This is a genomic window from Sutcliffiella horikoshii (assembly GCF_008180725.1).
Lineage (GTDB): Bacteria > Bacillota > Bacilli > Bacillales > Bacillaceae_I > Sutcliffiella_A > Sutcliffiella_A horikoshii_B.
The window spans coordinates 532,827-559,555 of record NZ_VTEV01000005.1; the positions used below are offsets into that span (position 1 = coordinate 532,827).

Here is a 26,729-nt window from a genome sequence, read left to right on the forward strand (position 1 = left end):
CTCAGTTTACTTACCCATCGCCTTCAATAAAAACCGATCCTGCATAATATCCAAATACCCTTCCCGGATTATTTTCAAATGAAGCTCATACAAGGAATCCACGTAATCTTCCACACTGAAATCTACCACCTGCCACGGAATAGCCTTTAAATAGTAGATAAGCGCACCGATATCGTAAAAACGCTGCACCGGGTATTCCTTTTTACTGAGGATAACCTCGAAACCGTGTTCCTCCAAATGCTGGTGTGCAAATTCAAGATTCCAATAAGCATACTCCTCGTTAACCGGTGCTCCAAGAAGTCTATTGATATCTTGGCAGTCAGACCAGCCCACCTGCTGAGTCAAAAAAGTCCCTCCGTCTTGCAAAACTCTTTTAACCTCACTAGGGTCGTACTCCTCGTGCTTATTGATGATCAGGTCAAAGTGCTTGTCTGGAAAATGCAGTAAGTTGTCCGGTTCCACTTCGACCACCTTTACACCTAGTGGTTCCAGCCTTTCTTTTGCAATAGGAAAGTTCGGTTTGTACCCTTCCGTTGCGCAGACGGTCTGTGGAAGTGGCTGCAGTTTGGAAAGTAACTCTCCCCCACCTGTTCCCATATCGAGCATGGAAGTGGCGTCTGCCATCAAGGTTTTTGCCATGCTGCCGTATGACCAGGAAAGCATGCCTGATGCAAGTCGGCCCGTTTCTGTTATGTGGGAAAAATCCCATCCGGAAAAATCGGTTTCCGCCTCTTTTAAATAGTGTTGAAAAAGTTGATCAGTTTTCATATAGTTACCTTCCATTTTTTAAAATTTAGTAGCTGGTGCCAAGTAAGGCTTGGAGGTCCGCGGATGCGGTTTTATATGTTGTGTTCCAGTAGATTCATAGTGTGGTCTCCCGTTTTCCTTTTAATATACAAAATATTTGATATAGATGAAATTATTAGTGAACTTTGCTTAGATTTCTTAAAAGAGAGGACTTCATATTGGTGATGAGGACTTCTCCCGCTCAGATTTTTCGCCACTCACGTCTTCATAACCTCTATGAAGACCTCCTCTCGCTCAGATTTCCAGCCACTCACGTCTTCATAACCTCCATGAAGACCTCTCTCACTCATATTCCCGGCCACTCAGGTCTTCATAACCTCCATGAAGACCTCTCTCACTCATATTCCCGGCCACTTACGTCTTCATAACCTCTATGAAGACCTCTCTCGCTCAGATTTCCAGCCACTCACGTCTTCATAACCTCTATGAAGACCTCTCTCACTCATATTCCCGGCCACTCACGTCTTCATAACCTCCATGAAGACCTCTCTCGTTCATATTCCCTATCTAAGAGGTCTTCATCTCCACATCCCCCTCAAAGTACTTTCAAACCACAAGAAAAAACCTGCACACAAATTTGTGTCAGCAGGTCTCCATTTCTCTTATTGCAGCTTTCATTCTTAGTAACGCTTCTTTCAGCACCTCAAGCGGGCAGGCAATATTAATGCGTTCGAACCCTTGTCCGCCTGCGCCAAATTTCATTCCTTCGTCTAAACGGACACCCGCTTTTTCTAAAAAGAAAGCATGCAGTTCTTCTGCAGGAATTCCAAGTTCCCTGCAGTCCAACCAAATCAAATGAGTTGCCTCTGGTTTCACTACTTTTATGGCAGGAATATGCTCTTTTAAGTAGGTGCAAACAAACTCTAAGTTTGCGTTTAAGTACTCCTTAACCTCTTGAAGCCACGGCAGCCCTTTATAGTAGGCAGCGATGGTTCCTTCTACCGCAAACGCATTTGGACGCATTAATCCAAACCCGGTTAACAATGTTTCATACCGCTCTCTAATCTCTTTGTTTGGAATGATGAAAATAGAGCTTTGCATTCCGGCAATATTGAACGTTTTGCTTGGCGCCGCACAAGTGATGGAAAAATCCAGATGGTCCGGATGCACCTTAGCAAACGGAATATGCTTGTGCCCAGGATAAGTAAGGTCGCCATGCATTTCATCTGAGATGACCATCACTCCATGCTTTTCACAAATCTCTCCAATCCTGCGCAACTCTTCACTAGTCCACACTCTGCCGACCGGGTTGTGCGGGCTGCAGAGGATAAACACCTTTGTTCCAGGCTGAGCCGCTTTCTCTTCAAAGTCCTCAAAATCCATTTTATAGCCGTCCTCAGAATAGAGGAGGGAATTATGCAAGATGGTACAGCCTTGTGTTTGTATGGTAGAAAAGAAAGGGTAATAGACGGGATCCTGCACGATTACCGCATCACCCGGTTTCGTTAACGCCTTTAGCAAAAGGTTCATCCCGGGGATAATGCCGGGACTGAACGAGATCCACTCCTGCTTCAGCTCCCAATCATACTGCGTGTTCCACCAATATTCCACTGCGTCATAATACCGCGCGCAAAATGTACTGTATCCATAGATGCCGTGTGTGGCTTTTTGGCTGATGGCGTTGACAATCTCTTCTGAGACCTGAAAATCCATATCTGCAATACAAAGTGGAATAATGTCTTGATCTTCGATAAACCATTTGACAGAATGCGTTTTTCTACGGTCGATGAATTTTTCCAGTTGCATGGCTTTCTCCCCTTAATAATCGATCTAGTATGCCTTAGCCCAATATACCATATGTTTGGCTTCATTTCCGCAACATACACAAGATTCGGCAACTTGTTCCTGTTCGAAAGGCATACAGCGGGAAGTGGCGCTCGTCTCCTCTTTTATCTTATCTTCACACGCTTGATCGCCACACCACATAGCCTTGATGAAGCCGCCTTTGTGTTCGATTTGCTCTTTGAAGGCTTGGAAAGTCGTCGCCACACTCGTTTTGGACTCACGGTGGGAACGTGCTTTTTCTAAAAGGTTACTCTGGATGTCTTCGAGGACTTCTTGGATTTTTGATTCCAGTCCGTCGATAGGTGTGATCAATTTCTCCCCAGTGTCACGACGGACAAGGACTACTTGTTGCTGTTCAATGTCACGTGGACCCGCTTCGAGTCTTAGTGGAATCCCCTTCATTTCATACTCATTGAATTTCCAGCCAGGCTTTTTGTCACTGGCGTCAATTCCGACGCGAATAGTTTTTGACAGCTTTTCTTTTAAATCATAGGCAAAATCCAGCACGCCCTCTTTGTGCTGAGCAATCGGAACAATCATCACCTGCGTTGGAGCAATTCTTGGAGGAACGACAAGACCGCGGTCATCGCCGTGGACCATTATCATGGCTCCGATGATGCGGGTGGTGAATCCCCAAGAAGTTTGCTGCACATATTCCTGCTTTCCTTCACGGTTGAGGAATTGAATGCCGAAAGCTTTGGCAAAGCCGTCCCCGAGATGATGAGAGGTCGCCGACTGTAATGCTTTCCCGTCATGCATCAAGCTTTCGATCGTGTAGGTGTATTTGGCTCCAGCGAATTTTTCCTTTTCCGTCTTCTGCCCTTTAATGACAGGAATGGCCAGGATGTTCTCACAGATTTCCGCGTAGACATTAAGCATTTTCACTGTTTCTTCATGTGCTTGTTCGTCTGTTTCGTGACAGGTGTGCCCTTCTTGCCACAGGAACTCGAGCGTTCTCAGGAAAGGTCTGGTTGTTTTTTCCCAACGCACCACGTTTGCCCACTGGTTATAAAGCTTTGGCAGGTCGCGGTAGGAATGAATGATGTTTTTATAGTGCTCACCGAAAAGTACTTCAGATGTTGGACGGACCACTAAGCGTTCTTGTAGTTTTTCATCGCCACCGTGGGTAACCCAGGCCACTTCCGGTGCGAAGCCTTCGATGTGATCCTTTTCTTTTTGGAGAAGACTCTCCGGAATGAAAAGTGGCATATAAACATTCTCATGACCGGTTTCTTTGATCCGTTTGTCGAGTGCGTCTTTAATGTTTTCCCATAGTGCATAGCCGTATGGGCGGATAATCATGCTGCCGCGGACACTGGAATAGTCGACGAGTTCTGCTTTGGTGACGACGTCTGTGTACCACTGGGCGAAATCTTCGTCCATGTTGGTGATTTTTTCTACGAAATTTTTATTAGACATGTTGGTTTGCTCCTTTTTTGGTAAGTTCGTGCGGAAATGACCCAAGTTCGTGCCAAAACGAGGCAAGTTCGTGCCAAAACACCCCGAGTTGATGCCAAACCCAATAATCAGCAAAATAAAAAAAGCCCCGCGATAAATAAGGGACCATTTCTGGCGGTACCACCCTCATTCAAAGCAAAGCTTCACTCTCTTTCATGGTAACGGTTTTGAACCGCTGCACCGTTTCTGATGCAGAACTCTGAGGCAGGTTCAAATGCTCATCTATGACTGCCTCTCACCACTCGGCACCCTCTCTTGGATAGACGAAATCACTTTACTAGTCCTCTTCGACGTTTGATATTGAGAAGATTATATCGGTTTGTTGGAAAAATTGTCAATCTATTATTTTACTAGTATTAGATTATATTTTGATTTTTAAACTTCTTCCACACAAAAAAACACCCGTACAATCCGACAAGTACGCACGCCTTTTCACCAACTACTATGATATCAACCTTTCCTTTAACCGCAACAACTCCTCTAGCTTCTCCCCCCTAGCCTCTACATCCAACCTATACCTATCCTCCAAAATCCCCCAAAGCAGCTCCCCTTTTTCCTCAAAAGACAACGGCAGCCGCTTTACCACCTCCCGATATTCGGACAAAAATTCCGTATAAGAAATCCAGCTAAAATCAAACTGCTCCTCTAACTCTTTTTTCAACTTACGGGTCAGTTTAGGACTGGAGCCATTGGAGGTGACGGCGATCTGGAGGTTTCCACGCCTGACGGTTGCTGGGAATGTGACGTTCCCTTCACCCGACTCGTCTACCACGCAAGCGAGCTGTGACTCATGCAACCCACGAACCAATGCCGCGTTCACCTCTCTGTTGTTCGTAGCCAAGATTGCTAAAAACACCTGCGCAAAATCACCAACCTCCGCTCCCCGCTCAATCAACCGATACCCTCTCAACGCGGACAACTCCCGCACTTCCTCCGAAAACTCTGGCGCAATAAACGTGATATCCGCCTGTTCCGCATCCAGCACTTTTGCTTTCCGAGCCGCAATCCTGCCACCGCCTGCGATTACAACTTTCTTCCCTTTCAAATCAATGATTAACGGTTGCAACTCTCGCCCCCTCCTTTTCTGACACATTAGCTCGCTCCACGACAATATCCTGTATTACCTCGTGGCGGCTCAACGGCTCGATTAACAAAATATCCTGACCGGCATGTTGCCTTTTTCGAACTTCCCGTTCCACTTCACTTAACAACAAGCCCGCGAACAAAAGATACGGCACTACCAACACCCGGCCAGTAGCGTCAGAACTAATTGATTCTATACCCTCGGCAAACAATGGCGTGGTAGCCGCCAAATAACAAACACTCACTCTGAAAACACCCAGCCTCTCCGCGAGCCCCGTTTTTATTTCCGCAAAAGCCTCATGAATAGCGGGATCACTACTACCCCTGCCCACCAGCAAAACAGAATCCCCCGCATCCACCTTCCCAACCGCCGACCTTACCAATTCACTGATCGCATCCACAATCCGCTCCTGCACCCCAAAGGCTGGAGCAACCTCCACGCTCACATTCGGATATTTCATACGCAGCGGCTCCAGCGCTTCCGGAATGTCTTCTTTTATATGCCCTGCTGTTAAAAGAAAGATGGGGACGACGGTGATTTCGGTGGCCCCTTTTGCCACACAGCGCTCGAATCCTTCCGGGATGTAAGGCTCCGTCAGTTCGAGAAAACTGATTTCCTGGATGGGTGTATCCACTCTTGCAATGACCCGCTGCAAAAATTCTTTCGCTTCTTCCGCGCCTTTTCTCGACCTCGTCCCATGCCCTACATACAAAATGGCTCTAGTCACCAAACCCGCTCCCTTCTATCCGTGCACGACAGGCAGATGCGGCACGACCTCTTCTTCAAACCAGTGCAGTTTTTCATGAAGTTTCACCACTTCCCCAATCACAATCATGCTTGGATTGGATATGTTCGCATCCTTCACTTTCCGCTCGATGTTGGAAAGCGTACCAACGACTGTCTTTTGTTCATTTAAAGTACCCCAGTGCACAAGGGCGATCGGGGTTTTCGCTGACTTCCCATTTTCCTGCAGGCGCTTAAGTATATTCGGCAGCTGAGAAACTCCCATGTAAACACAGATCGTATCCACCGCATGCGCGAGATTTGCCCATTGATGCTCCGCTTCCTTGTCGCCTGCCTGGTGTCCCGTGACAAAGGCAAAACTTTTGCTCAAGGTCCGGTGGGTGACTGGAATTCCTGCATAAGCGGCCGCTCCGATGCCAGCGGTAATCCCCGGTACGACTTCAAAAGGAACATCCTGTTTGAAGCATTCTTCCGCTTCCTCGCCGCCACGTCCGAATACAAACGGGTCGCCTCCTTTCAAACGAACGACCTGCAAGCCTTTTTTCGCATATTTTACAAGAAAATGATTGATCGTTTCCTGCTTCATCGTATGGTAATGAGGCAGCTTCCCGCAGTAGACAAGCTGCGCATCCTTTTTTGCGTAGTTTAATAGTTCCGGATTCACAAGGCGGTCATAAAGGATGACATCTGCCTGTTCGAGTAGGCGCAACCCCTTCACTGTAATCAAATCGGGATCCCCGGGACCCGCTCCCACTAAATATACCTTTCCAGTCATGCGCTACCACCCTTTCTCCTCTGGATCTAAAATATAGCCGTTCTTCTTGCCAAGGCGCTTTTTCTCTCGTAAAATAACTTCTTTCACATCAGGCTCTTTTAAATAAAATTTCTCAAGCTCCACATCCAGGTGTTCAAAAGCTGCTTCATCATTCTCAGCATATATGACGGATACAATTTCCTTGGCCTCTATGGTTACGTCAAATCTATACAGATACGCCATCGGTTTCTTTTCCTAAAATAGTATCTAGTACGCCTTGCAAGGTGGAAACTCCCACGCGTCCAACAAAATCAAAGAAAGATTCTCCTTTTGTTTTCTGGTCGCGGAAGTAGATTAATAGCTCCTCCAGGACATCCGTCAATTCCTCTGCCGCCACTTTCCCCTTCAGCTTTTCATTGAACTTGCCGCCTTTGTTCAAGGTTCCACCCACATAAATCTCATACGCTTCGACCATCTCTTTTTTCTCATTGCGCATTTTCATTCCTTGCAGGCCAATATCGGCAATCTGACGCTGACCGCAGGAGTTCGGGCAGCCGACCATATGTGTGCGAATTGGAACATCCAAGCTGATGCGCTGATCAAGTTCTTCGGCAATCAAACGCATACGTTCCTTGGTTTCCACCAAGGCCAGATTGCAATACTCAATACCGGTGCAGGAAACCGCATGCCCCAGAAAGGAGTTCGGGTTGATGGAGATGCGTTCAAATATCGGCTCTTTTAACAGTGCCTCCACGTTTTCCGCAGGGATGTTTGGAATGATAAGATTCTGAGAGTTACAGGTTCTGATCTCCCCGTTCCCGTACTTTCCTGAAATTCTCGCAAGTTCGAAAACTTCCTCGGAATCCAATCGTCCAACCGGTACGTTGAATCCAAGAAATTTTAAGCCCTTCTGCTTTTGATCATGAATCCCATAAAAGTAACCAGCATTCCATTCCTCTTTTGGCTCTTCTCCTTTGGAAGGTAGCGGACCCGTGTACTCTAACAGCTTCTCCTTGAATTTTTCTGCCCCCCAGTCAGCTATCAAAAATTTGAGGCGTGCGAGATGGCGCTTTTCCCGGTACCCGAAATCACGGAAGATGGTGGTTACCGCAATTGCCACTTCAAGCGTTCTTTCCGGTTCTACAAACACATCGATGGTTTCTGCTAGGAACGGTCTGGAGGAAAGTCCGCCGCCGACTTTCAGGTGGAAGCCACTTTTGGTGACGCCATCTATCGTTTTGGTCGCCGGCGTAAAAGAAACACAGTTAATTTCAGCGTTAGAGGCATTTTTCTTATTGGCACTGATGGACATCTTGTATTTTCGTGGCAAGTTAGAGAAGTCCTCATTCTTCTGAAAGAAATCATAGACCTCTTTTACAATCGCCGTTGTGTCAAAAAGTTCGTCAGGATCCAGGCCCGCAATTGGGTTTCCGACAATGGTACGGGTGATATCCCCGCATGCTCCCGCACTAGACAGTCCCACAGCTTCGAGACGGTTAAAAATGTCAGGGATTTGCTCAATCTCCAACCAGTGAAATTGGATTGCCTGCCTTGTGGTGATATCAAAAACGCCACGGCCATAATCCCGCGCGATGCCTGCCAATGCTTCTACTTGCGGCTTGGTTAGGATGCCGGACGGTACATTGACCCTCATCATAAAGTAGCCGTCCTCTTTTGGCCGTTGGAGATAAAGCCCTGCCCATTTAAACAGATCCCATTGCTCTTTAGGAATGGAGTCAAATCCATTTTTCGCGTAATGCGGGATGTCATCCAATATTTGAAGACCATCCTTCTCCAGTTTTGCCTTTTCCGTCTTGTTGATCTTTTCGTTATCGGCCCAGTGTTTGACATATGCCATAAGTGGAACCCCCTTTTAAATAATTTTTTGGTTTCTTAAGTATTGAAGTATCGTGCTGACGGCTTCCTCCACGGTCTGTGTGCCCGATGCGATAGTGATTTCTGCTTGTGGCGGCTTTTCGTATGGTGAATCAATGCCGGTAAAATCCTTGATTTCCCCGCGTCTCGCCTTCGCGTAAAGTTGTTTCGGATCTCTTTTTTCACACTCCTCCAACGGGCAGTCCACAAATACTTCAATGAACTCTCCCTTTTCAAACAGTTTTCTCACCTGATCCCGATCGGCTTGGAAGGGAGAGATGAATGCGGTCGTCACAATTTTGCCGCTGTCCACGAAAAGCTTTGCCACTTCCCCAATACGACGAATGTTTTCGTTGCGGTCCACATCTGAGAATCCTAAATCCTTGTTAAGTCCATGACGGACATTGTCTCCGTCCAATACATACTCGTTAATGCTTTGGCGATATAATTCTGTGGATACTGCATTTGCGATGGTCGATTTACCAGATCCCGATAGGCCGGTGAACCAGAGGACACAACTGCCATGCCCGTTCTGAGCACGGCGCTCCTCTTTTGTGATGGTCTGTTCGTGCCAGGTGATGTTGGTGGCTTTAGAACTCATTTTCCTTTTCCTCCCTTATACGGCCGCTGTTTTCTCTTGTTTTAGCCCATCGATCAAAACCTCGATGACCTCTTTTCGACTAAAGGTGGACGGTGGAAGCTCCCCTGCTCTCAGTAGCTCCCTCACCTTCGTGCCAGACAATATGACTTTGTCTTTTGGTGGATGAGGGCATGTTTTATCTGAGGCCATGCCCTCGCATTTATTGCAATAAAAGCTATGCTCGAAAAATAATGGCTTGATGCCAAGCTCCTCTTCTGTAAATTGATGAAAAATATGCTGAGCATCATAGGTCCCATAATAATCGCCAACTCCCGCGTGATCCCGACCGACAATGAAATGGGTGCAACCAAAGTTCTTTCTTGCGATGGCGTGGAAGATTGCTTCGCGCGGTCCGGCATAGCGCATGGCAGCTGGGTAAACTGCCAGCTGGACACGGTCTGTTGGATAGTAGTTTTCTAGGAGCACACGGTAGCTTTTAAGCCTGACGTCAGCCGGAATGTCATCTGATTTTGTTTCGCCTACGAGTGGATTAAGGAAAAGTCCGTCAACCGTTTCCAGTGCTGCTTTTTGAATGTATTCATGAGCGCGGTGGACAGGGTTTCTAGTTTGAAAGCCGACGACTGTCTTCCAGCCTTTTTGCTCGAAAAGTTCACGAGTTTCTTTCGGTTCGAGCCAGACGTCTTGGGCTACACCTTTGTTTGGTTTTTTTGTGAGCTTAATTTCCCCCGCGACGTAAATGTCGCCCCTTTCGAATAGGCGTTTGACCCCGGGGTGTGCGAGTTCTTCCGTTTTGTAAACTTCGCGGGCCTCTTTTTGGAGGTCCGGCTCATACCATTCGGAAACGGTAATGACTCCATATGTGGTTTGTTGGTGGGTCAGCTTGTAGGTTTCTCCTTGTTGTAAGGTGCTTGCCACTTCTTTTGTGACCGGCAGCGTGACCGGTACCGACCAGACCGTGCCGTTTGCCAATCGAAGGTTTTCGACGACAGATTCGTAATCGGATTTGGTGAGGAATCCTGTGAGCGGACTGAAGAGGCCAACTCCGATGAGTTCTAGATCGCTTAGTGCGATGGCGTCGATTTGAATTTCTTTTGTTAGGTTGGTAGTGTCATAATTTAGTTGGTAGGCTTGCACAAGCGTGCCGCCGTGTGGTTTTGGTAAGGTCATTGAATGTTTCCCTCGCTTTTTTTGGGTTTTTTGATTAGAAATCTGTGATTTTTTAGTGATTTGAAATCGTTCGGTCAAACTTCGGGCATGTTCGGACAAATTTACCGCTATTTGGGCTGCTGTTCGGTCAAATTTTTGAGTGGTTCGGCCACTTTTGACAGGTGTTCGGTCATTTGGAAAATTGGTTCGGACAATTTGACAAAATCTTCGGTCACTTTAAGCAAAACTTCGGTCAACTTTGGCAAATCTTTGGTCACTTTCGCAAAAACTTCGGACATTTGCCCTTTGTGACCCCATTTCGCCAAGCCAGGCCACGCTCCGCAACCAAAATCCCAAACTACTATTTCAAAATCATCCATCACTCCTTACTCCCTCCCGAAACCGCCGCTCCAACTCCAGTTCCAGATCCACCCGTTCGCTGCATCAAAAACTTCACTCCAAACACCGAAACCAGCACGCCGAGCATCGCAATCACGGGATACACATTCTGCTCAATCAACAGCTGAATCAGCGTGTAGGAAAGCACCATCGATAACACCGGCGAAACGACCCACACAACGAGCAGCTGCACGACAATGTCCTTTTTTAAAACAGATCGTCCCTGCTTCACAAAGCCAATCCCAATAATCGATGACGTCGTAATTTGAGTCAGGGGGACAGGTATCCCAAACACAGAAGCGACTGTCACAATCCCTGCCCCTGTCCCGGAAATCACGCACCCTTCCTCCAATCGCAGCTTTGTAATCTTTTTGCCGTTCGTTTCCATGACGCGTTGACCAAGCAATATCGCTCCCAAAGCCACAAATAGTCCTCCCCAGAGGATTCCCTGTCCAGTGCTCATGATACCGGCTCCGACTAGTGGTCCCACGGCATTTGCGACATTGTTCATCCCTGCTGAGAATGCCTCGAACACTCCCATCACCACAACGAGAACGGATAATATCGGAACGGCCCGTGGCGACTTTACCCAACGATCTATCATTCTATTTTTCAGCACCCAGGTCGCCCCAATTGCTAATAAAAACGCCAGAACAGGGGTCAGCAGCCAGAATGAAACAATCCAAGCGAGCTTCCCGACAAACACAGATTGATAGACAATCCCCGCGCCAACGACCGAGCCGACCGTCACTTCACTAGTGGAAAGCGGGATGCCGAATACATTTGCTAAAAATAAAGACAGGGCCGCTGATGCAATCACAATCAGTGCAATGGCAACCGTAAAGGTACTCTGTGGGACAATCCCACTTCCCATCGTCCTAACGACCTCTCCGCCGCCAAGCCACGCCCCAAAGAACACCGCAATTCCGCATAGCACTAAGGCCACATTCCTTTTCACCACTCCTGATCCATACGCAATTCCCATGGATGCCGCCGCACCGCTCGCCCCAATGTTCATGGCGAAAAATAGACCAACGATCACGGCTATTGTCACTAACATGCTTTTTCCTCCTTCATCTCACAGCCACCCTTAGTTTGTATGCAGGCCGCACTCCGTCTTCCCGCTCCCCGCCCAACGGCCAGCTCGGGAATCACCGTCTGTTGCGACTGCCTGTGTACAGGGAAAGCAGCCGATGCTCGGATACCCTTGATCATGAAGCTCGTTATAGGGAAGTTCCCGAGTCCGGATATAGTCCCACACGTCCTCCCATGTCCAATGAATGAGCGGACAGATTTTTATATTTTGGAATTTATCATCCCGATTGAGGAAATTTGTGCTTGCCCGTGTTAGTGACTGTTCCCTTCTGAGCCCGGATATCCATGCCTTTTTTGGCGTGAGCGCCTCTCTTAATGGTTCGACCTTGCGAATTTGGCAACACCGGCCGGGATCCCTTTTCCAAAGGGCGGTGCCATGTGCTGCGGCTTGTTGATTCAAGGTGAGTGCTGGTTTCTTCTTTTCAATGAGCAAAGTTGGATATCTACTTTCTACCTTCTCAATGACCTGATAGGTTTCTGGAAAATGCAGATCGGTATCTAAAAAAACAATGTGCGCATCGGGCTTTACCTTTTGAATAAGATCGATTAAAACCACTGCCTCTGCTCCAAAGCTTGAGGCATAAATGATTTCATCGGATTCATAAGTTCCAAACGCCCATTCCAATACAGCGTTGGCCCCCTTGGAATCATCATCAACCGCGAAGGTAGACGAGATCTCCTTCCAGTTTTCATAAGTTATTTTCTGGTTCATGCTGTTATTGCTCCTTTCTTTTCCAATGAAAAAAGGCAGCCCTTTTACATGTGCTGGCTGGTTGTGCCAAGCCAAGCATCGTGTAAAAAGACCGCCTCCAGTTTGTCTGGTCAGCGAGTGTTTATGATTAATTTTTATTAAACACGCTGTTGATTTTCCGTACAGGGCTTCGCTTTCCTCGGGGCCCTTGTGGAGCCTCCTAGGCAAGCCTGCGGGGGGTCTCCCCTAAGCGCTGCCTCCCGATGGAGTCTGCGCCCTGTACTCCAATCAACTGCTGAATTCATTTTTAGTTGAAAATTATTTTTTCTGAAGGCGAACCTTCTCATTTTTTTCTATCTGAATAACTTTTCCATCCTGTACAACTAGGGTGATAGATCCAAACTTGATTGATTGCAGCATTCTTTCCAAGTGGGTAACTACGTCTTCCCATTCCGAGTTTGCCAGTTGGTTCGCCTCCGTTTCGTCAAATAAAAAACGCCTCTCCCATTATGGAAAAGGCGCATGTATGTAAGTGCACCTTATCTTCCAAAATGGGTATCCATTTTGCTGGAATTGGCACCTTGCTGTTCGCAGGTTGCCGGGCTTCAACGGGCCAGTCCCTCAGCCGCTCTAGATAAGCGTCTTTTAAGTTGTGTTTTTGTTAAAATTAATCCTACCATACTTATATGAATTGTCAACAAAGTTATTGACTGTTTTTTTAGATTTTTTTATTTTTGGGAAGTTGGTCCTAGTCAGCTACTTCATTCTCCAATTTTTTTAAGCTTGGTTTCGGAATCGATGATGACCGCTTGATAGGAATCGCCTGAGGTGGTTTCAAAAAGAACCCCTTGGATGGTCTCTTCTTGTTTTTCAAGATTTGCCAATTCCACTTTTGTTAACTCTTCAGGGTCAAACGTCACTTTCCCTTCCAGCTTAAATTGCCCGTCGCCTATTTCCTCTGCCATCTCGATTTCATGGTCGAGCATTCGCTCCTCTAACCACCCTGCAAGTAATGGTTCTACTGTATCTTTTACTACTTTCAAACTATCATTATATGTAAATATCATGGAGTAGCGGACATATTGAACTGTTTCATACTCATTCCCACCCATGCCAACGGAAGTCGAGGAAATGGTGAATTCAGGGTCTGGTTCTGTTTGAGCGAACATGTTACAGCCAGTTAATACTATAGTTAGGCAACACAAAACGGCTAGCCTCTTCAAGCTAACCCCAAATTGTCTACGCGCACAGCCCACTATCCAAGAAATTGTTTTATACATCTTCCTACCCCTCCTGGCTCTCCCATTTTACTCAACATTAACATATTTTTCCTTCAAGGTGTTGCAATAAAGTAAAAATGATTCGAGATTCCTATTGTGAGGAATCCAAAAAAAATAAGCAGCGGCTTCACTCACCGCTGCTTATTTCTATTCGCATTTTGCCATTTCGATTTTCTTGCGCTTTTCGGTTACTAGTACTTCAAGGTGACGGTACAGGTTGACGAATTCGCCTGGAAGCAGGCCACCGTACTCGCCGTCTAAATTTAGCTGCATCTTCTCTTGCGTGTTTACTTTTACCCTGTTCGCTTTTGTGTAGATGACTAAATCATCTTTCACATGATCTCCGCGCAGTGCCATGGAAGCAATACGGATGAAGTCTGCAATGTTTGCTTTTTTAAGAATGATCATATCGAACATGCCGTCGTTCATGCAGGAATCTGGCGCAAGCTTTTCGAAACCGCCTACCGAATTGGATAGGGAGACTAAGAACAACATAATTTCGCCTTCAAAGATTTTTCCGTCGTATTCGATCGTTACGTTTGTAGGGCGAATAGATGGAAGCATTTCAATTCCTTTTAGGTAGTAGGCAAGCTGGCCAAGCAATGTTTTCATTTTGATTGGCACTTCATAGGACAGCTCGGTCATTTTTCCGCCACCGGCAATATTCATGAAGTACTGATCATTTGCTTTCCCAATGTCCACTGGCATTGGAACGCCTTCTGCAATGACATCGACACATCCTAAAATGTCATCACGCGGCAGGTCAAGTGCTCTGGCGAAATCGTTCGTCGTTCCCACAGGAATAATACCAAGCTGTGGGCGGTATTCCTGTTCTGCCAACCCGTTGACGACTTCGTTGATTGTTCCGTCTCCGCCAGCTGCCACCACAAGGTCATACTTGCGTTCCACAGCCAGCCTGGCAGCCTCTGTCGCATCTCCATGTCCAGTTGTCGCATGGCAGGATGTTTCATAGCCAGCTTTCTCTAATCTAACCAACACTTCTGGCAGATGCTTTTTGAACAGCTCACGACCAGATGTTGGATTGTATATTACCCTAGCTCTTTTCATTTACCCATCATCCTATACGTATATTTAACTAAGCCCTCTTTTATATCTATGTGTTGTCTATCTCTGTATGTTGTTATATAAGTTAGTTATATTTACCAATACCACTAAGTAGTGAACCTGTAACCCACTACTGATAACATATTAGCCTATTCCGGTGTGGATATGCAATTAAAATGAAAATTTTGAGAAATGCTGCTTCCATCGTCCGCAAAACAAAACCCCCGCCCGCACCGCCACTTCTCCAAAGTAGCAGCTGCAGGTGGGGGCACCAGGCTCTTAATTATTCTTCAGTCTTCTTCTCTTCGCTCTTTTTAGAAGTAGCAATTTCGTTCGTCAGGCTATCGATGCTGTGACGCACGTTCGCTTTGCCTGAGAAGTTTTCAATCAGTTCTTTTACATCAATTCCAGATGACGCCTTCAATGATTCTTGAAGAGTGGACATCAGGTTGGTTGCGTAGCCAGTCACTTTGTTGGCACCGCTGTTTTCACCGCTTCCGCCAGTGTCCACAACTGTAATTTTATCAATGTTGCCGAGTGGAGCTGCAACTTGCTTCGCATATTCAGGAAGCATTTTGATGATCATATCGAGGATAGCCGCTTGACCGAACTGTTCGAATGCTTCTGCGATCTTTTCTTTCGCTTCTGCTTCGGCAAGACCTTTCAGGCGGATAACTTCTGCTTCGGATTCCCCTTGCGCTCTTTGGGCATCGGCAATCGCAAGACCATCGATACGGACTTTTTCTGCTTCTGCTTTGGCCATTGCTTCAATGCGGTATTTGTTTGCATCTGCCTCTGCCATTTGTTTTGCTTTATCAGCTGCTGCAGCCTGCTCCACAGAGTAACGGTCTGCATCGGCTTTTTTCTTCACTTCGGAGTCGTATTGACGCTCACGACGCAGGATTTCTTTTTCCTCAAGCTCGATTTGTTTTTGACGCTCGATGATTTTGATCTGCATCTGTTGCTCGGTTACTTCTTGCTTCGCACGCGCTTCCTCGAGGTGGTACGCTTGATCGGCACGGGCTTTTGCGATGTCTTGCTCGCGGCGGTATTCAGCAACCTTCATTTGGTTGGTTTTTTCCGCTTCCGCGATTTCTGTTGCACGCTCAAGCTCCGCTCGTTGCGCGTCTTTTGCCGCTTCCGCACGCTTGATACGTGTTTCTTTGTCTGCCTCTGCAGTAGCAATATCTGCATCACGTTTTACTTGTGCGATACGCGGTTTACCAAGAGATTCTAAGTATCCGTTGCTGTCACGGATATCACGAATTGTGAAGGAAACAATGATCAATCCCATTTTCGCTAAATCCTGAGAAGCCACACGTTGTACTTCTTGCGAAAATTTTTCACGATTTTTGTAGATTTCTTCAACTGTCATGGAACCTAAGATAGAACGAAGGTGACCTTCCAATACTTCTCGTGCTTCGTTTTCCAGGTCCTCTTTTCTTTTTCCTAAAAATTGCTCGGCAGCTGTTGCGATGTCGCCGATGGAGTTGCCGATTTTGATGATCGCGGTACCGTCCGCCATCACAGGAACACCTTGCTCTGTGTAAACTTCTGGCGTTTTTACGTCTAGTTTAATAGATAGTAAACTTAATGGTTCAGATTGTTGGAATACCGGCACGATGAACGCACCGCCACCTCGTACAATCTTAATTTTATTTCCAGCTTCGTCCGTGTGGACATTTTTTCCGCCCAGGTAGCTACCTGTGATGATTAAGGCTTCGTCTGGACCGACTGTTTTGTAGCGCGCGATGAACACGACAATAAGTACGAATATTAGCGCAACGACGGCACCAATAATGATAAACATTTCACCCATTTTCTCTTCCCCCTATTTATTATAGTTTTCTAAAACCTTTTCGTATGGAGTGACAGAAACCACTCCGGTTTGGACATCGATGATCAGGACTTCCGTATCATAAGGGATTTCCTCGTTTTCAAAGCTCTGTGCAGAACGTGAAACGGTGCTTCCTCCAATGCTTAGTACCACTTCCCCAAATCCATCTTTCGGGACCGAGATGATAACTCGTGCAAGCTTTCCTTTTAAGTCATCGTCTGTATAACCGAGTGAGGAATCGGCGGACTTGATTGGTACAAAAACAAAGATGTGAAGCAGTATGACTAGTAGAAGTGCGAGGACGGTGGCAATGGCCAACACCAACAATCCAGATAGCGGCGAATATTTTTCAACCAGATAGCCTGTTGCTCCAAATACGGTAAAAAATGAAAAGATAAGAGCTGGATCAATAGGTAACACATCAAATATCCCGTCTACCACATCAGACAATAAAACGTAGATCAGCGTCAAGCCGCCAAAGATAATGAGGCACCAAAAGTAGAGCGTCATCATGTCCAATCCAAACAACGTCATAAGCCATCGTTTCCTTTCCTGTTGTATTGAAGGTAATCACCATTGGAACCCTAATCCTTCTTCCAAATTTTCCTTCCGCTATTATATACGGGTCATTTCTCCTAAAGGTTTCAAAAACATTTCTATTTTTCTACCTTTTTCTAGGGCGATGATAGGTGTAAACTAATAGTAGGAATTTTACAAACTTTTACCTATTTCATCATAAACCATATAAAAGGGGAAAACTATTACTTATGCTAAAAAAAGGAATTATTTGTACGATGGGGTTGGGCTTGCTAGCGGGTTGCAGCAGTTTCGATAGTTTATTAGATAAAAAGGAACCATTGGTAGGGAGTCCTCATGCAGGCAAGTCCACTGTGCCGGTAGTATCAGTGGTGGAAGATGAGGCATGGGAGGAATTTTTTGAAAAAGAAGAGGACGGTAGAGACGTGGTTGTCGCACCGGAAGAACCGGAGGAAGAAGCCCCTCCAACGGAAGAGGAGCCTGAGGAGGTGTCCGAACCTGATGAGGCTTCTGAACCCGAAGCGATTCCTGTTGTGGCTAACCCCGGCGCAATGAATGTGATGGTCAATAAATTCTGGTCGCTGCCGGAAGGATATCGTCCTGGGGATTTAATGAGGCCGAATGTACCGTTTTCTTTTGGGGATGAAAACAGCGACCGTTCCAAGCTGCGCGCAGAGGCGGCTGAGTCGCTTGAAATCATGTTCAATGTCGCAAAGGGGGAAGGCATCGAACTTTATGCGCGGTCCGGTTTCCGTTCTTATGAAACACAAGCTGCTATTTTTAAAAATGAGGTAGCCACATTTGGATATGAGCAGGCGGTCCTTTATGTGGCGCTACCCGGAACAAGCGAGCATCAGACTGGGCTAGCGATGGATATTACGGCGAAGAGTGTTGGTTTGGAGCTGGTCGAAGAGTTAGAGGGAACAGCAGAGGGCAAGTGGCTTGCGGAAAACGCCCACCACTACGGCTTCATTTTACGCTATCCGAAAGGAAAAACGAATATTACGGGTTATGCGTTCGAACCGTGGCACTTTAGGTATGTTGGCGTGGATATTGCTGGGGAGATTTATGCGAAAGGGATTACGCTAGAGGAATATTTGGGGGATGTGCGGGAGTTTTAAGGGGAAGGGTTCTGGTGGAGCGCAGTTTTTGCGCTCTTTTTTGTGTTGGGAGTTGATTTTGCAGTGGTACTTGGGGAATTATAGGGCGTGTTGGAATGGGTGAAGGAGCTTCGGCGAGTTTATTGTCCGGAATTTGAATTTATTGTCCACTTTTAAAATTTATTGTCCAAATTTTAGTTTTATTGTCCACTTTTTCATTTTATTAGCCAATTCAGGCCAGATAAATGCCATTCGACACAATACGACACAATACTCAACCCACACCACCCCTACTCCCCTCACATTAAAAAACCCCAACTTCCTATGTTGGGGCTCTACTTATCATCATTATCGCTTCTTAATTTCCTCAATCAAGATCTTATTCACCATTTGAGGGTTTGCCTGGCCCTTGGAGGCTTTCATGATCTGGCCGACAAGGAAGCCGATGGCACGTTCTGTTCCTTCTTTGTAGTCCTGGACGGATTTAGGATTTGCATCCAATGTCTCCCCGACCATTTTACGAAGGGTGCCTTCGTCTGAGATTTGGACAAGGCCTTTTTCTTTTACGATTTTCTCTGCATCGCCGCCGTTTTCTATTAGTTCTTTGAAAACTTTCTTGGCAATTTTCGATGAAATGGTGCCCTTTTCAAGGAGCTTGATCATGCCTGCAAGTCCTTCTGGAGTCAGTGCTGTATCATCGAGCTCTTTGCTTTCAGCGTTCAGGTAAGCAGATACTTCGCCCATCAGCCAGTTGGAAGCAAGCTTCGCGTCTGCACCAGCTTCAACGGTTCCGTCAAAGAAATCGGACATTTCTTTTGTGATGGTTAGGACTTGAGCGTCGTATGCAGGTAGTCCAAGCTCTTCGACGTAACGCTTTTTGCGCTCGTCCGGAAGGGTTGGGATGTCTGCGCGAACGCGCTCTTTCCAGTCATCATCAATGTGAAGTGCGACAAGATCCGGCTCAGGGAAGTAACGGTAGTCATCGGATCCTTCTTTTACACGCATTAGAATCGTCTTTTTCGTCGCTTCGTCATAGCGACGCGTTTCCTGTTCGATTACTCCGCCAGATAAAAGAACTTGCTCTTGACGAACAACTTCATGCTCCAATCCTTTTTGGACAAAGTTGAAGGAGTTCAGGTTTTTCAGTTCCGCTTTTGTACCAAATTCCTTTTGGCCGACTGGTCGCAATGAAATGTTCGCATCGCAGCGCAACGATCCTTCTTCCATTTTACAGTCGGAAACGCCTGTGTATTGGATGATGGACTTTAATTTCTCCAGGTAGGCATAAGCTTCCTCTGGTGTGCGGATATCAGGCTCCGATACGATTTCCACAAGCGGTGTTCCTTGGCGGTTATAGTCGACAAGGGAATAGCCGTCGCCTGTGTGCATCAATTTTCCTGCATCTTCTTCCAGGTGAAGGCGCGTGATACCAATGCGCTTCTTCACTCCGTTCACTTCAATATCAATCCAGCCGTTTTCACCGATCGGTTTGTCATGTTGAGAGATCTGATAAGCCTTCGGGTTGTCCGGATAAAAGTAGTTTTTGCGGTCGAATTTGGTGTCGGTTGCGACTTCACAATTCAGGGCCATTGCAGCCTTCATCGCGTATTCCACCGCCTGTTTGTTTAGTACAGGCAAGGTTCCTGGATAGCCAAGTTCCACGACACTTGTGTTGGAGTTCGGCTCTGCACCAAATTCGTTTGGACTTGCCGAGAAAATTTTAGATCTTGTTTTTAATTCTACGTGCACTTCAAGGCCAATAATCGTTTCAAAATTCATGTTTATTTTTCACCCCTTACAGCTGTGGCTTCTTTTTATGATGGTCGGTTGCCTGCTCAAAAGCATGGGCAACGCGGTAAATGGTGCTCTCGTCAAAATGATTTCCTATGATTTGCAAGCCTACTGGCAGTCCGTCCACAAAGCCTGCCGGTACAGAGATTCCTGGTACGCCTGCAAGGTTCACTGGGATGGTCAGAATATCATTTGCATACATCGTAAGTGGATCTTTTGTGTTTTCGCCCACTTTAAATGCTGGAGTCGGCGTAGTAGGTCCGATGATGACATCATATTTTTCAAAAACGTCTTCAAAATCCTGCTTGATCAACGTACGAACCTTTTGTGCTTTTACATAGTAAGCATCATAGTGTCCTGCGCTCAAAGCATATGTTCCAAGCATGATACGGCGCTTCACTTCGGGTCCGAAGCCTTCGCTGCGCGTCTGCTTGTACATGTCGATGAGGTTCTTCGCATTGTCTGTGCGGTAGCCATAGCGAACGCCGTCAAAACGGGCAAGGTTCGCGGATGCTTCCGAAGATGACAATAGGTAGTAAGTTGCCAACGCATATTGAGAGTGTGGCAGGGAAACTTCTTCCCAAGTTGCACCTAGCCCTTCTAAAACTTTCAGGGCATCTTTAACAGATTGGCTTACCTTTTCACTTACGCCTTCTGCCAGATACTCTTTCGGCACACCGATTTTCAAGCCTTTGATATCACCTGTCAAGCTGGAAAGGAAGTCCGGAACGTCGGCGTTTGCAGATGTTGAATCCATAGGATCCAGTCCAGATATCGCTTGTAAAAGATAGGCATTGTCTTCAACTGTGCGAGTAATTGGTCCGATTTGATCAAGGGATGACGCAAATGCGATCAAACCGTAACGGGAAACGCGTCCATAGGTAGGCTTCAGGCCGACAACTCCACAGAATGCTGCAGGTTGACGAATCGATCCTCCTGTATCAGATCCCAGGGAGAAGAATACTTCCCCTGCTGCTACTGCTGCGGCAGATCCACCGCTTGATCCACCAGGAACACGCTCAAGGTCCCAAGGGTTTTTTGTTGCAGCAAAGGCAGAGTTTTCATTGGATGATCCCATGGCAAACTCGTCCATATTTATTTTACCGATGGTGACGGTTTCCGCTTGGTTTAATTTTTCTACAACTGTTGCATTGTAGATTGGGTTGAAGTCACCAAGTATTTTACTTGCAGCTGTCGTGCGAATGCCTTTTGTGACGATATTGTCCTTAACTCCAATCGGAAGGCCAAATAATAGGCCATGTTCTTTTTCTAGTCCTAACGCTTGGTCGAGGACTTTTGCATATTTACGGGCATTCTCTTCATCCAGTGTCAGGAATGCTTGTACCTTATCGTCGACTTCGTTGATGCGTTTGTACGATGTATCAACGAGGTCAGATACGCTGATTTCTTTTTTATGTAAAAGGCTATGTAATTCCGATAGCTTTTTATCAAACAATGACATGGGGTTCCCTCCTTACTCTTTCCTATTCAATAATGCTAGGTACGCGAATCTGGCCATTTTTGTGGTCCGGGGCATTTTTCAATACCTCATCAACCGGCAGGCCTTCTTTCGCTACATCTTCCCTCATGACATTCTTCATATGTAGAACATGAGAAGTTGGTTGAACATTTTCTGTATCTAATTCATTCAGCTTCTCCGCGAATGAAATAATTGCATCTAATTGACTTGTGAACATAACTGCCTCATCCTCGCTGATCGCAAGACGGGCCAAATGCGCCACATGCTTCACCTGATCCTCCGAAATACGTGACATCCTCTTTCACCTCCGCAAAAAATCGAACTTGCACAATACCCCTATCATACTAAACTTTAACCCCCACAAGCAATTCTCACGGGATATTGGTGTGATTTTTCTTTAGTGGAGTAAAGAGGGGTCTGACCCTCAATGCGTTAGAGCACTAAAGGAACCTGCCGAAACTTGTCGAATTCTTGATTTATTTGGTTTTTTCTTGATATGTCCCTCGGTTTTCTCGATATGTATTAACAATTCTCGATATATCTTGTGATTTCTTGATATCTCCCTCGGTTTACTTGATATATCTTTTTATCTATTCCACCATGATCGTCAATGTGAAATATAACACAGGTTTATTGGATAAAATATCTTCATGTACCAGAGAAAAATGGTCTAAAAAATATCAGCCTTATTACAAAGATATTACATGATTGATAATTCTGAATAGTTTTACTTTAATTTCTTTTCGATTGGGAGGTATGCCCATTATATCAAGGGGTACAGTGATTTTCTTCCTATTAAAAAAGGTTTCAATCGCTTGAATTAAGGGAAATACTTTGTTAGCTTAAATACTCGTAACCGTTATGAGAGCAATTTGGGGCGCCGGAATTGCTGATGTACTAACTAAATTAAAGATAATTCAGGAGTTGATATTGTGGAAACAGGAGTATTTATTTCCCTAGCACTTTATTTTATCGCCATGCTAGGAATAGGTTTATATGCCTATAAAACATCTACAGACGATATTTCAGGCTATATGCTTGGTGGTCGTCAATTAGGACCTGGAGTAACAGCATTATCTGCCGGGGCATCTGATATGAGTGGTTGGATGCTAATGGGTCTACCGGGTGCCATGTATGCTACCGGTGTATCCAGTATGTGGATTGCCATCGGTCTTACAATTGGAGCATATGTAAACTATTTGGTCGTTGCACCTCGTTTAAGGGTTTATACAGAAACTGCGAATGACTCCATTACAATCCCAGATTTCTTTGAGAACCGTTTTTATGATGGAACTCGGATATTACGCTTCGTATCAGCGATCGTAATCATCATTTTCTTCACTCTCTACACATCCTCTGGTTTAGTTTCAGGTGGTACACTATTTGAAAGTGCATTTGGATTAGACTACAAAACTGGTTTGTTTGTAACGGCTGGTGTGGTAGTAGCTTATACATTGTTCGGAGGATTCTTGGCAGTTAGTTTAACTGACTTTGTACAAGGTGTCATCATGCTTCTTGCCTTAGTACTAGTGCCAATCGTAGCATTTACTGATTTAGGCGGTGTTGGAGTAACACTTGATGAAGTACGTTCCATCGACCCAACTTACCTTGATTTCTTTAAAGGAACAACCGTCCTGGGTATCATTTCTTTACTTGCTTGGGGACTAGGTTATTTTGGTCAACCTCACATCATTGTTCGATTTATGGCGATTAAGTCCATCCGTGACTTTAAAGCTGCTCGTCGTATCGGAATGAGCTGGATGATCGTTTCCATCATTGGTGCGATGGCTACAGGACTTGTAGGTATTGCCTATGTGAACCGTACAGGAATGGAATTGGCCGATTCAGAAACAATCTTTATTGTGTTCTCCCAATTCTTGTTCCACCCACTAATCAGTGGATTCTTACTTGCAGCAATTTTAGCTGCGATCATGAGTACCATTTCTTCTCAGCTACTTGTAACATCTAGTGCGCTGACAGAAGACTTTTATAAAACGTTCTTACGCCGTGAAGCAAAGGATAAAGAACTTGTCCTAATCGGTCGTATCTCCGTTCTTATCGTTGCACTAGTAGCGATTGCACTATCCTTAACACCAAACGACACCATCCTTAACCTGGTTGGTAACGCATGGGCAGGATTTGGTGCAGCATTTGGTCCAGTGGTAATACTAAGTCTTTACTGGAAACGTATGAACCGTTGGGGTGCACTTGCAGGTATGCTAGTGGGTACCATCACGGTACTATTATGGATCTATGGTCCATTCACCATTAACGGCGAACCGCTAACAGCTTTCTTATATGAAATTATTCCAGGGTTCATCCTAAGTACAATTGCCGTCATTGTTGTAAGTTATCTTACAAACTTCCCACGTAAAAAAGTACGTGAAGGCTTTACGGAAATGGAAGAAACTATGGAAACAGAACAGAATAAAAAAGATTAATGTATACAAAAGAGAACCCGTACACTTGGACGGGTTCTCTTTTATTTATTTCTCGCTATCCACCAACACGATCACTTCTAGTTTGTCAGCTGTATTTACTGCAAAAACACTGTACACTGTATCTTTTTCAAGCTTTGTTCCAGAAAGGTCTAAAACTTGTTTTTTATCAGGTGTTCTGATTTCCAAATCGTACGTTCCAGGCTCAAGTTCCTGATACACGGAAATGTCTTTAAAAGAAAGTTCACTGAATACAGTATCCCCATCAATTACTCCTACATCCACTTGTGGAGCATCAGGAGAAAGGTGACCGACACGTGTAAACGCCTTTCCTTTAGGTGCCTTTCTAGTATCCTCTACGGCAATCATTTCAAGGTTCGCAAGCTTGTTAACAGCCGCTACCGTGTATGCCTTGCCACCTTCTACTTCAAGCTGCTGAGCAATTACTGGTTGGTCTTTTTTCCCCGCAGGATAGATCTCCACTTTGTGTGGGCCTGCTGGAAGCATTAAGTAATCAGTAGCGTCTTTAAACTTCGCACCCTCAACCGCAACATTTCCATCCACATATACGTCCACAGCCGGAGCGTCAGGGGATGCATGTAGAATACGGACTTGTGCATCTTGCTTGCTGCCTGTATTCGCATTTGCAGCAGCCAAGTTGCTCATTCCACCTAAAACAAACAGCAACACCGTTAAAATACTAAGGAATTTCTTCATTTTATATCTCCTTTTCATACTATTTTTGAACACATTTGTTAGTATGAAAGGTTCGTGTGGAAAATATGTAAAAAAGTAGCAATAAAGTTTGGATATTCAGATGGTTTTAGCAAATTTTTAGTGGAGCTTAAGGAGAGCTAGACAAAGTTCGTGCCAAAACAGTGAGAGTTGATGCCAAAATGGTTCGTGCCAAAATGATACGAGTTCATGCCAAAACCAGCCAAGTTCATCCAAAGTGTTTTTATGGTACACCCCCATCCCCCACCACCAAAAAAAGAAGCTGATACCCAATCTGGCATCAGCTTCCTTCTATTATAACTATTACAGAGTTTCAGATGTTGTTTTTGCTTGTAAGTGAAGCAATAGGTAGTCAGGACCGCCCGCTTTGGAGTCCGTTCCAGACATGTTGAATCCGCCGAATGGTTGGTATCCAACGATTGCACCTGTGCATCCACGGTTGAAGTAAAGGTTACCAACGTGGAAGTCTTCACGAGCTTGTTCAATTTTGTCGCGGTTGTTTGTGATAACCGCTCCAGTCAAACCGTATTCTGTGTTGTTCGCAATTTCAAGCGCATGATTGTAGTCTTTTGCTTTTGCAAATGCTACAACCGGTCCGAAGATCTCCTCTTTCATCAGGCGAGCTTCTGGGTCTACGTCTGCAACGATTGTCGGCTGAACGAAGAATCCTTTGGAGTTGTCTCCTTCTCCACCTGCAAGAATGCGTCCTTCTTCTTTTCCGATAGCAACATATTTCATTACTTTATCAAATGCAGCTTGGTCGATAACAGGTCCCATGTAGTGGTTTTCTGTTGGATCGCCAACTGTCAGTTCTTTTGTTAATTCTACTGCACGGTTCAATACTTGGTCATACACATCTTCCACGATTACCGCACGGGAGCACGCAGAACATTTTTGACCGGAGAATCCGAATGCAGATTTTACGATGGATTGCGCTGCTAACTCAAGGTCGCCCTCGCTATCTACCACAATCGTATCTTTTCCACCCATTTCAGCGATGACACGCTTCAGCCAGATTTGGCCAGGGTTCACTTTAGAAGCACGCTCATAGATTCGCAAGCCCACGTCACGAGATCCAGTGAACGAGATGAAGCGAGTGCGTGGGTGGTCTACTAGGTAGTCCCCTACTTCCGCGCCGCTACCTGGTACGAAGTTAAGTACGCCAGCAGGCAGGCCAGCCTCTTCCATTACTTCTACGAATTTAGCCGCAACAACCGGAGTTGTAGACGCAGGCTTCAATAGTACTGTGTTACCCGTTACAATTGCCGCTACTGCAGTACCAGCCATGATTGCAAATGGGAAGTTCCAAGGAGAGATGATTACACCTACACCAAGTGGAATATAGTTATAACGGTTGTATTCGCCAACGCGGCTCTCTAAAGGCATACCGTCTTTTAGTTTCAGCATTTGACGCGCATAGTACTCAAGGAAATCAATTGCTTCCGCTGTATCCGCATCCGCTTCATTCCAAGGTTTCCCTGCTTCTTTAGTTAAAAGTGCAGAGAATTCGTGCTTACGACGGCGAATGATTGCTGCCGCACGGAACAAGATGTCTGCTCTTACTTCTGGCTTCACTTTACGCCACGTTTTGAACGTTTCGTCTGCAACTTGCATAGCTTTTTCAGCCAAGTCACGATCTGCCTTTGACACACGACCAATAACCTCTTCTTTATTTGCAGGGTTCACGGATACGATTTTATCTTCCGTCGTAACACGCTCTCCACCAATAACTAAGTCGTAATCTTGTCCTAAATAAGAATCCACTAGTTTCAAGCCTTCAAGATAAGCTTGTTTGTTTTCCTCATTAGTGAAATCAGTAAATGGTTCATGTTTGTAAGGTAATACCATTACATTCGCCCTCCTTTGCATTCTAAAGCGCTTGCATACAATTCTCATTCTACCCTATCATTACTAGTCTTTCAAATATTGTTTATATTCTTATCGGAAGAAAAATTTGGAGGCATTGAAATGGTGCATTAGATGTGGGCCGGTTAACTCTTTGAGCGCTTTTTTTGCAAAAGTTATAA

General features: G+C 45.6%; 26 protein-coding genes, 1 riboswitch and 1 other annotated feature. Of the genes, 2 read left to right on the forward strand and 24 right to left on the reverse strand.

Annotated features, from left to right (window positions below; translation table 11 throughout):
* Window positions 1–6 precede the first annotated feature (6 nt).
* From FZC76_RS15015 to FZC76_RS15095, 18 genes are all read right to left on the reverse strand, one after another.
* Window positions 7–768: a class I SAM-dependent methyltransferase gene (locus FZC76_RS15015; RefSeq protein WP_148988972.1), complete on the reverse strand. Its 762-nt coding sequence runs from the start codon at window positions 766–768 to the stop codon at window positions 7–9.
* 621 nt (window positions 769–1,389) lie between these two features.
* A complete protein-coding gene (locus FZC76_RS15020; protein WP_148988973.1) occupies window positions 1,390–2,553 on the reverse strand; it encodes a MalY/PatB family protein in 1,164 nt (387 codons plus the stop codon).
* A gap of 24 nt (window positions 2,554–2,577) precedes the next feature.
* A complete protein-coding gene (gene proS, locus FZC76_RS15025; RefSeq protein ID WP_148988974.1) occupies window positions 2,578–4,011 on the reverse strand; it encodes a proline--tRNA ligase in 1,434 nt (477 codons plus the stop codon).
* Between the two features lie 136 nt (window positions 4,012–4,147).
* Window positions 4,148–4,350, reverse strand: a binding site (T-box leader).
* 142 nt (window positions 4,351–4,492) lie between these two features.
* Window positions 4,493–5,116 carry a precorrin-2 dehydrogenase/sirohydrochlorin ferrochelatase family protein gene (locus FZC76_RS15030; RefSeq protein WP_148988975.1) on the reverse strand — a complete coding sequence of 208 codons (624 nt, stop codon included), beginning with the start codon at window positions 5,114–5,116 and terminating at the stop codon, window positions 4,493–4,495.
* Complete coding sequence (locus FZC76_RS15035) at window positions 5,097–5,861, reverse strand: sirohydrochlorin chelatase (protein WP_316246614.1); 765 nt, start codon at window positions 5,859–5,861, stop codon at window positions 5,097–5,099. The genes FZC76_RS15030 and FZC76_RS15035 overlap by 20 nt, the downstream gene beginning before the upstream one ends.
* Window positions 5,862–5,876: 15 nt before the next feature.
* Window positions 5,877–6,653 (reverse strand): uroporphyrinogen-III C-methyltransferase, encoded by a 777-nt coding sequence (gene cobA, locus FZC76_RS15040; RefSeq protein ID WP_148988977.1) that lies wholly within the window; start codon window positions 6,651–6,653, stop codon window positions 5,877–5,879.
* Window positions 6,654–6,656: 3 nt separating this feature from the next.
* Window positions 6,657–6,875, reverse strand: coding sequence for a DUF3906 family protein (locus tag FZC76_RS15045; RefSeq protein WP_148988978.1), 219 nt, complete (start codon window positions 6,873–6,875; stop codon window positions 6,657–6,659).
* A complete protein-coding gene (locus tag FZC76_RS15050; protein ID WP_148988979.1) occupies window positions 6,859–8,490 on the reverse strand; it encodes a nitrite/sulfite reductase in 1,632 nt (543 codons plus the stop codon). The genes FZC76_RS15045 and FZC76_RS15050 overlap by 17 nt, the downstream gene beginning before the upstream one ends.
* A 15-nt stretch (window positions 8,491–8,505) precedes the next feature.
* A complete protein-coding gene (gene cysC, locus FZC76_RS15055) occupies window positions 8,506–9,108 on the reverse strand; it encodes an adenylyl-sulfate kinase (RefSeq protein WP_148988980.1) in 603 nt (200 codons plus the stop codon).
* Between the two features lie 15 nt (window positions 9,109–9,123).
* Window positions 9,124–10,275: a sulfate adenylyltransferase gene (sat, locus tag FZC76_RS15060; protein WP_148988981.1), complete on the reverse strand. Its 1,152-nt coding sequence runs from the start codon at window positions 10,273–10,275 to the stop codon at window positions 9,124–9,126.
* Window positions 10,276–10,382: 107 nt separating this feature from the next.
* On the reverse strand, window positions 10,383–10,637 hold the full coding sequence (locus FZC76_RS23125; protein ID WP_187442089.1) for a hypothetical protein: 255 nt from the start codon (window positions 10,635–10,637) through the stop codon (window positions 10,383–10,385).
* The gene (locus tag FZC76_RS15065) at window positions 10,634–11,713 is read right to left on the reverse strand and encodes an inorganic phosphate transporter (protein ID WP_148988982.1); all 1,080 of its coding nucleotides are present in this window, start codon (window positions 11,711–11,713) and stop codon (window positions 10,634–10,636) included. The genes FZC76_RS23125 and FZC76_RS15065 overlap by 4 nt, the downstream gene beginning before the upstream one ends.
* A gap of 30 nt (window positions 11,714–11,743) precedes the next feature.
* Complete coding sequence (locus tag FZC76_RS15070) at window positions 11,744–12,460, reverse strand: phosphoadenylyl-sulfate reductase (protein WP_148988983.1); 717 nt, start codon at window positions 12,458–12,460, stop codon at window positions 11,744–11,746.
* A gap of 297 nt (window positions 12,461–12,757) precedes the next feature.
* Window positions 12,758–12,904, reverse strand: coding sequence for a YezD family protein (locus FZC76_RS15075; RefSeq protein ID WP_148989056.1), 147 nt, complete (start codon window positions 12,902–12,904; stop codon window positions 12,758–12,760).
* 71 nt (window positions 12,905–12,975) lie between these two features.
* Window positions 12,976–13,080: riboswitch (SAM riboswitch) on the reverse strand.
* A 120-nt stretch (window positions 13,081–13,200) separates the two neighbouring features.
* Entirely contained in the window at window positions 13,201–13,719 is a 519-nt protein-coding gene (locus FZC76_RS15080; protein WP_148988984.1) for a hypothetical protein, read from the reverse strand.
* Window positions 13,720–13,866: 147 nt separating this feature from the next.
* Window positions 13,867–14,787, reverse strand: coding sequence for a diacylglycerol kinase (locus FZC76_RS15085; RefSeq protein ID WP_148988985.1), 921 nt, complete (start codon window positions 14,785–14,787; stop codon window positions 13,867–13,869).
* Window positions 14,788–15,067: 280 nt separating this feature from the next.
* Window positions 15,068–16,603: a flotillin family protein gene (locus FZC76_RS15090; RefSeq protein ID WP_148988986.1), complete on the reverse strand. Its 1,536-nt coding sequence runs from the start codon at window positions 16,601–16,603 to the stop codon at window positions 15,068–15,070.
* A 12-nt stretch (window positions 16,604–16,615) separates the two neighbouring features.
* Complete coding sequence (locus tag FZC76_RS15095; protein WP_060664048.1) at window positions 16,616–17,155, reverse strand: hypothetical protein; 540 nt, start codon at window positions 17,153–17,155, stop codon at window positions 16,616–16,618.
* Window positions 17,156–17,388: 233 nt separating this feature from the next.
* Here FZC76_RS15095 and FZC76_RS15100 point away from each other — a divergent pair, with 233 nt between their 5' ends.
* Entirely contained in the window at window positions 17,389–18,279 is an 891-nt protein-coding gene (locus FZC76_RS15100; RefSeq protein ID WP_148988987.1) for a M15 family metallopeptidase, read from the forward strand.
* A 327-nt stretch (window positions 18,280–18,606) separates the two neighbouring features.
* Here FZC76_RS15100 and gatB read toward each other — a convergent pair whose 3' ends face one another.
* From gatB to gatC, 3 genes are read right to left on the reverse strand one after another with little or no spacing between them, the layout of a single operon-like run.
* Window positions 18,607–20,037 carry an Asp-tRNA(Asn)/Glu-tRNA(Gln) amidotransferase subunit GatB gene (gatB, locus tag FZC76_RS15105; protein WP_148988988.1) on the reverse strand — a complete coding sequence of 477 codons (1,431 nt, stop codon included), beginning with the start codon at window positions 20,035–20,037 and terminating at the stop codon, window positions 18,607–18,609.
* A 16-nt stretch (window positions 20,038–20,053) separates the two neighbouring features.
* Window positions 20,054–21,511: an Asp-tRNA(Asn)/Glu-tRNA(Gln) amidotransferase subunit GatA gene (gene gatA, locus FZC76_RS15110; protein ID WP_148988989.1), complete on the reverse strand. Its 1,458-nt coding sequence runs from the start codon at window positions 21,509–21,511 to the stop codon at window positions 20,054–20,056.
* 22 nt (window positions 21,512–21,533) lie between these two features.
* Window positions 21,534–21,824: an Asp-tRNA(Asn)/Glu-tRNA(Gln) amidotransferase subunit GatC gene (gene gatC / locus FZC76_RS15115; RefSeq protein WP_010191850.1), complete on the reverse strand. Its 291-nt coding sequence runs from the start codon at window positions 21,822–21,824 to the stop codon at window positions 21,534–21,536.
* A 637-nt stretch (window positions 21,825–22,461) separates the two neighbouring features.
* Here gatC and putP point away from each other — a divergent pair.
* Window positions 22,462–23,970 carry a sodium/proline symporter PutP gene (gene putP, locus FZC76_RS15120; protein ID WP_148988990.1) on the forward strand — a complete coding sequence of 503 codons (1,509 nt, stop codon included), beginning with the start codon at window positions 22,462–22,464 and terminating at the stop codon, window positions 23,968–23,970.
* A gap of 45 nt (window positions 23,971–24,015) precedes the next feature.
* On the opposite strand, the gene FZC76_RS15125 is transcribed toward putP, so the two are convergent.
* The 3 genes from FZC76_RS15125 to pruA form a co-directional block, all read right to left on the reverse strand.
* Window positions 24,016–24,684: a DUF4397 domain-containing protein gene (locus tag FZC76_RS15125; RefSeq protein WP_148988991.1), complete on the reverse strand. Its 669-nt coding sequence runs from the start codon at window positions 24,682–24,684 to the stop codon at window positions 24,016–24,018.
* Window positions 24,685–24,821: 137 nt separating this feature from the next.
* Window positions 24,822–24,983, reverse strand: coding sequence for a hypothetical protein (locus FZC76_RS23130; protein WP_187442090.1), 162 nt, complete (start codon window positions 24,981–24,983; stop codon window positions 24,822–24,824).
* Between the two features lie 22 nt (window positions 24,984–25,005).
* Entirely contained in the window at window positions 25,006–26,550 is a 1,545-nt protein-coding gene (gene pruA / locus FZC76_RS15130; RefSeq protein WP_148988992.1) for an L-glutamate gamma-semialdehyde dehydrogenase, read from the reverse strand.
* Window positions 26,551–26,729: the final 179 nt, after the last annotated feature.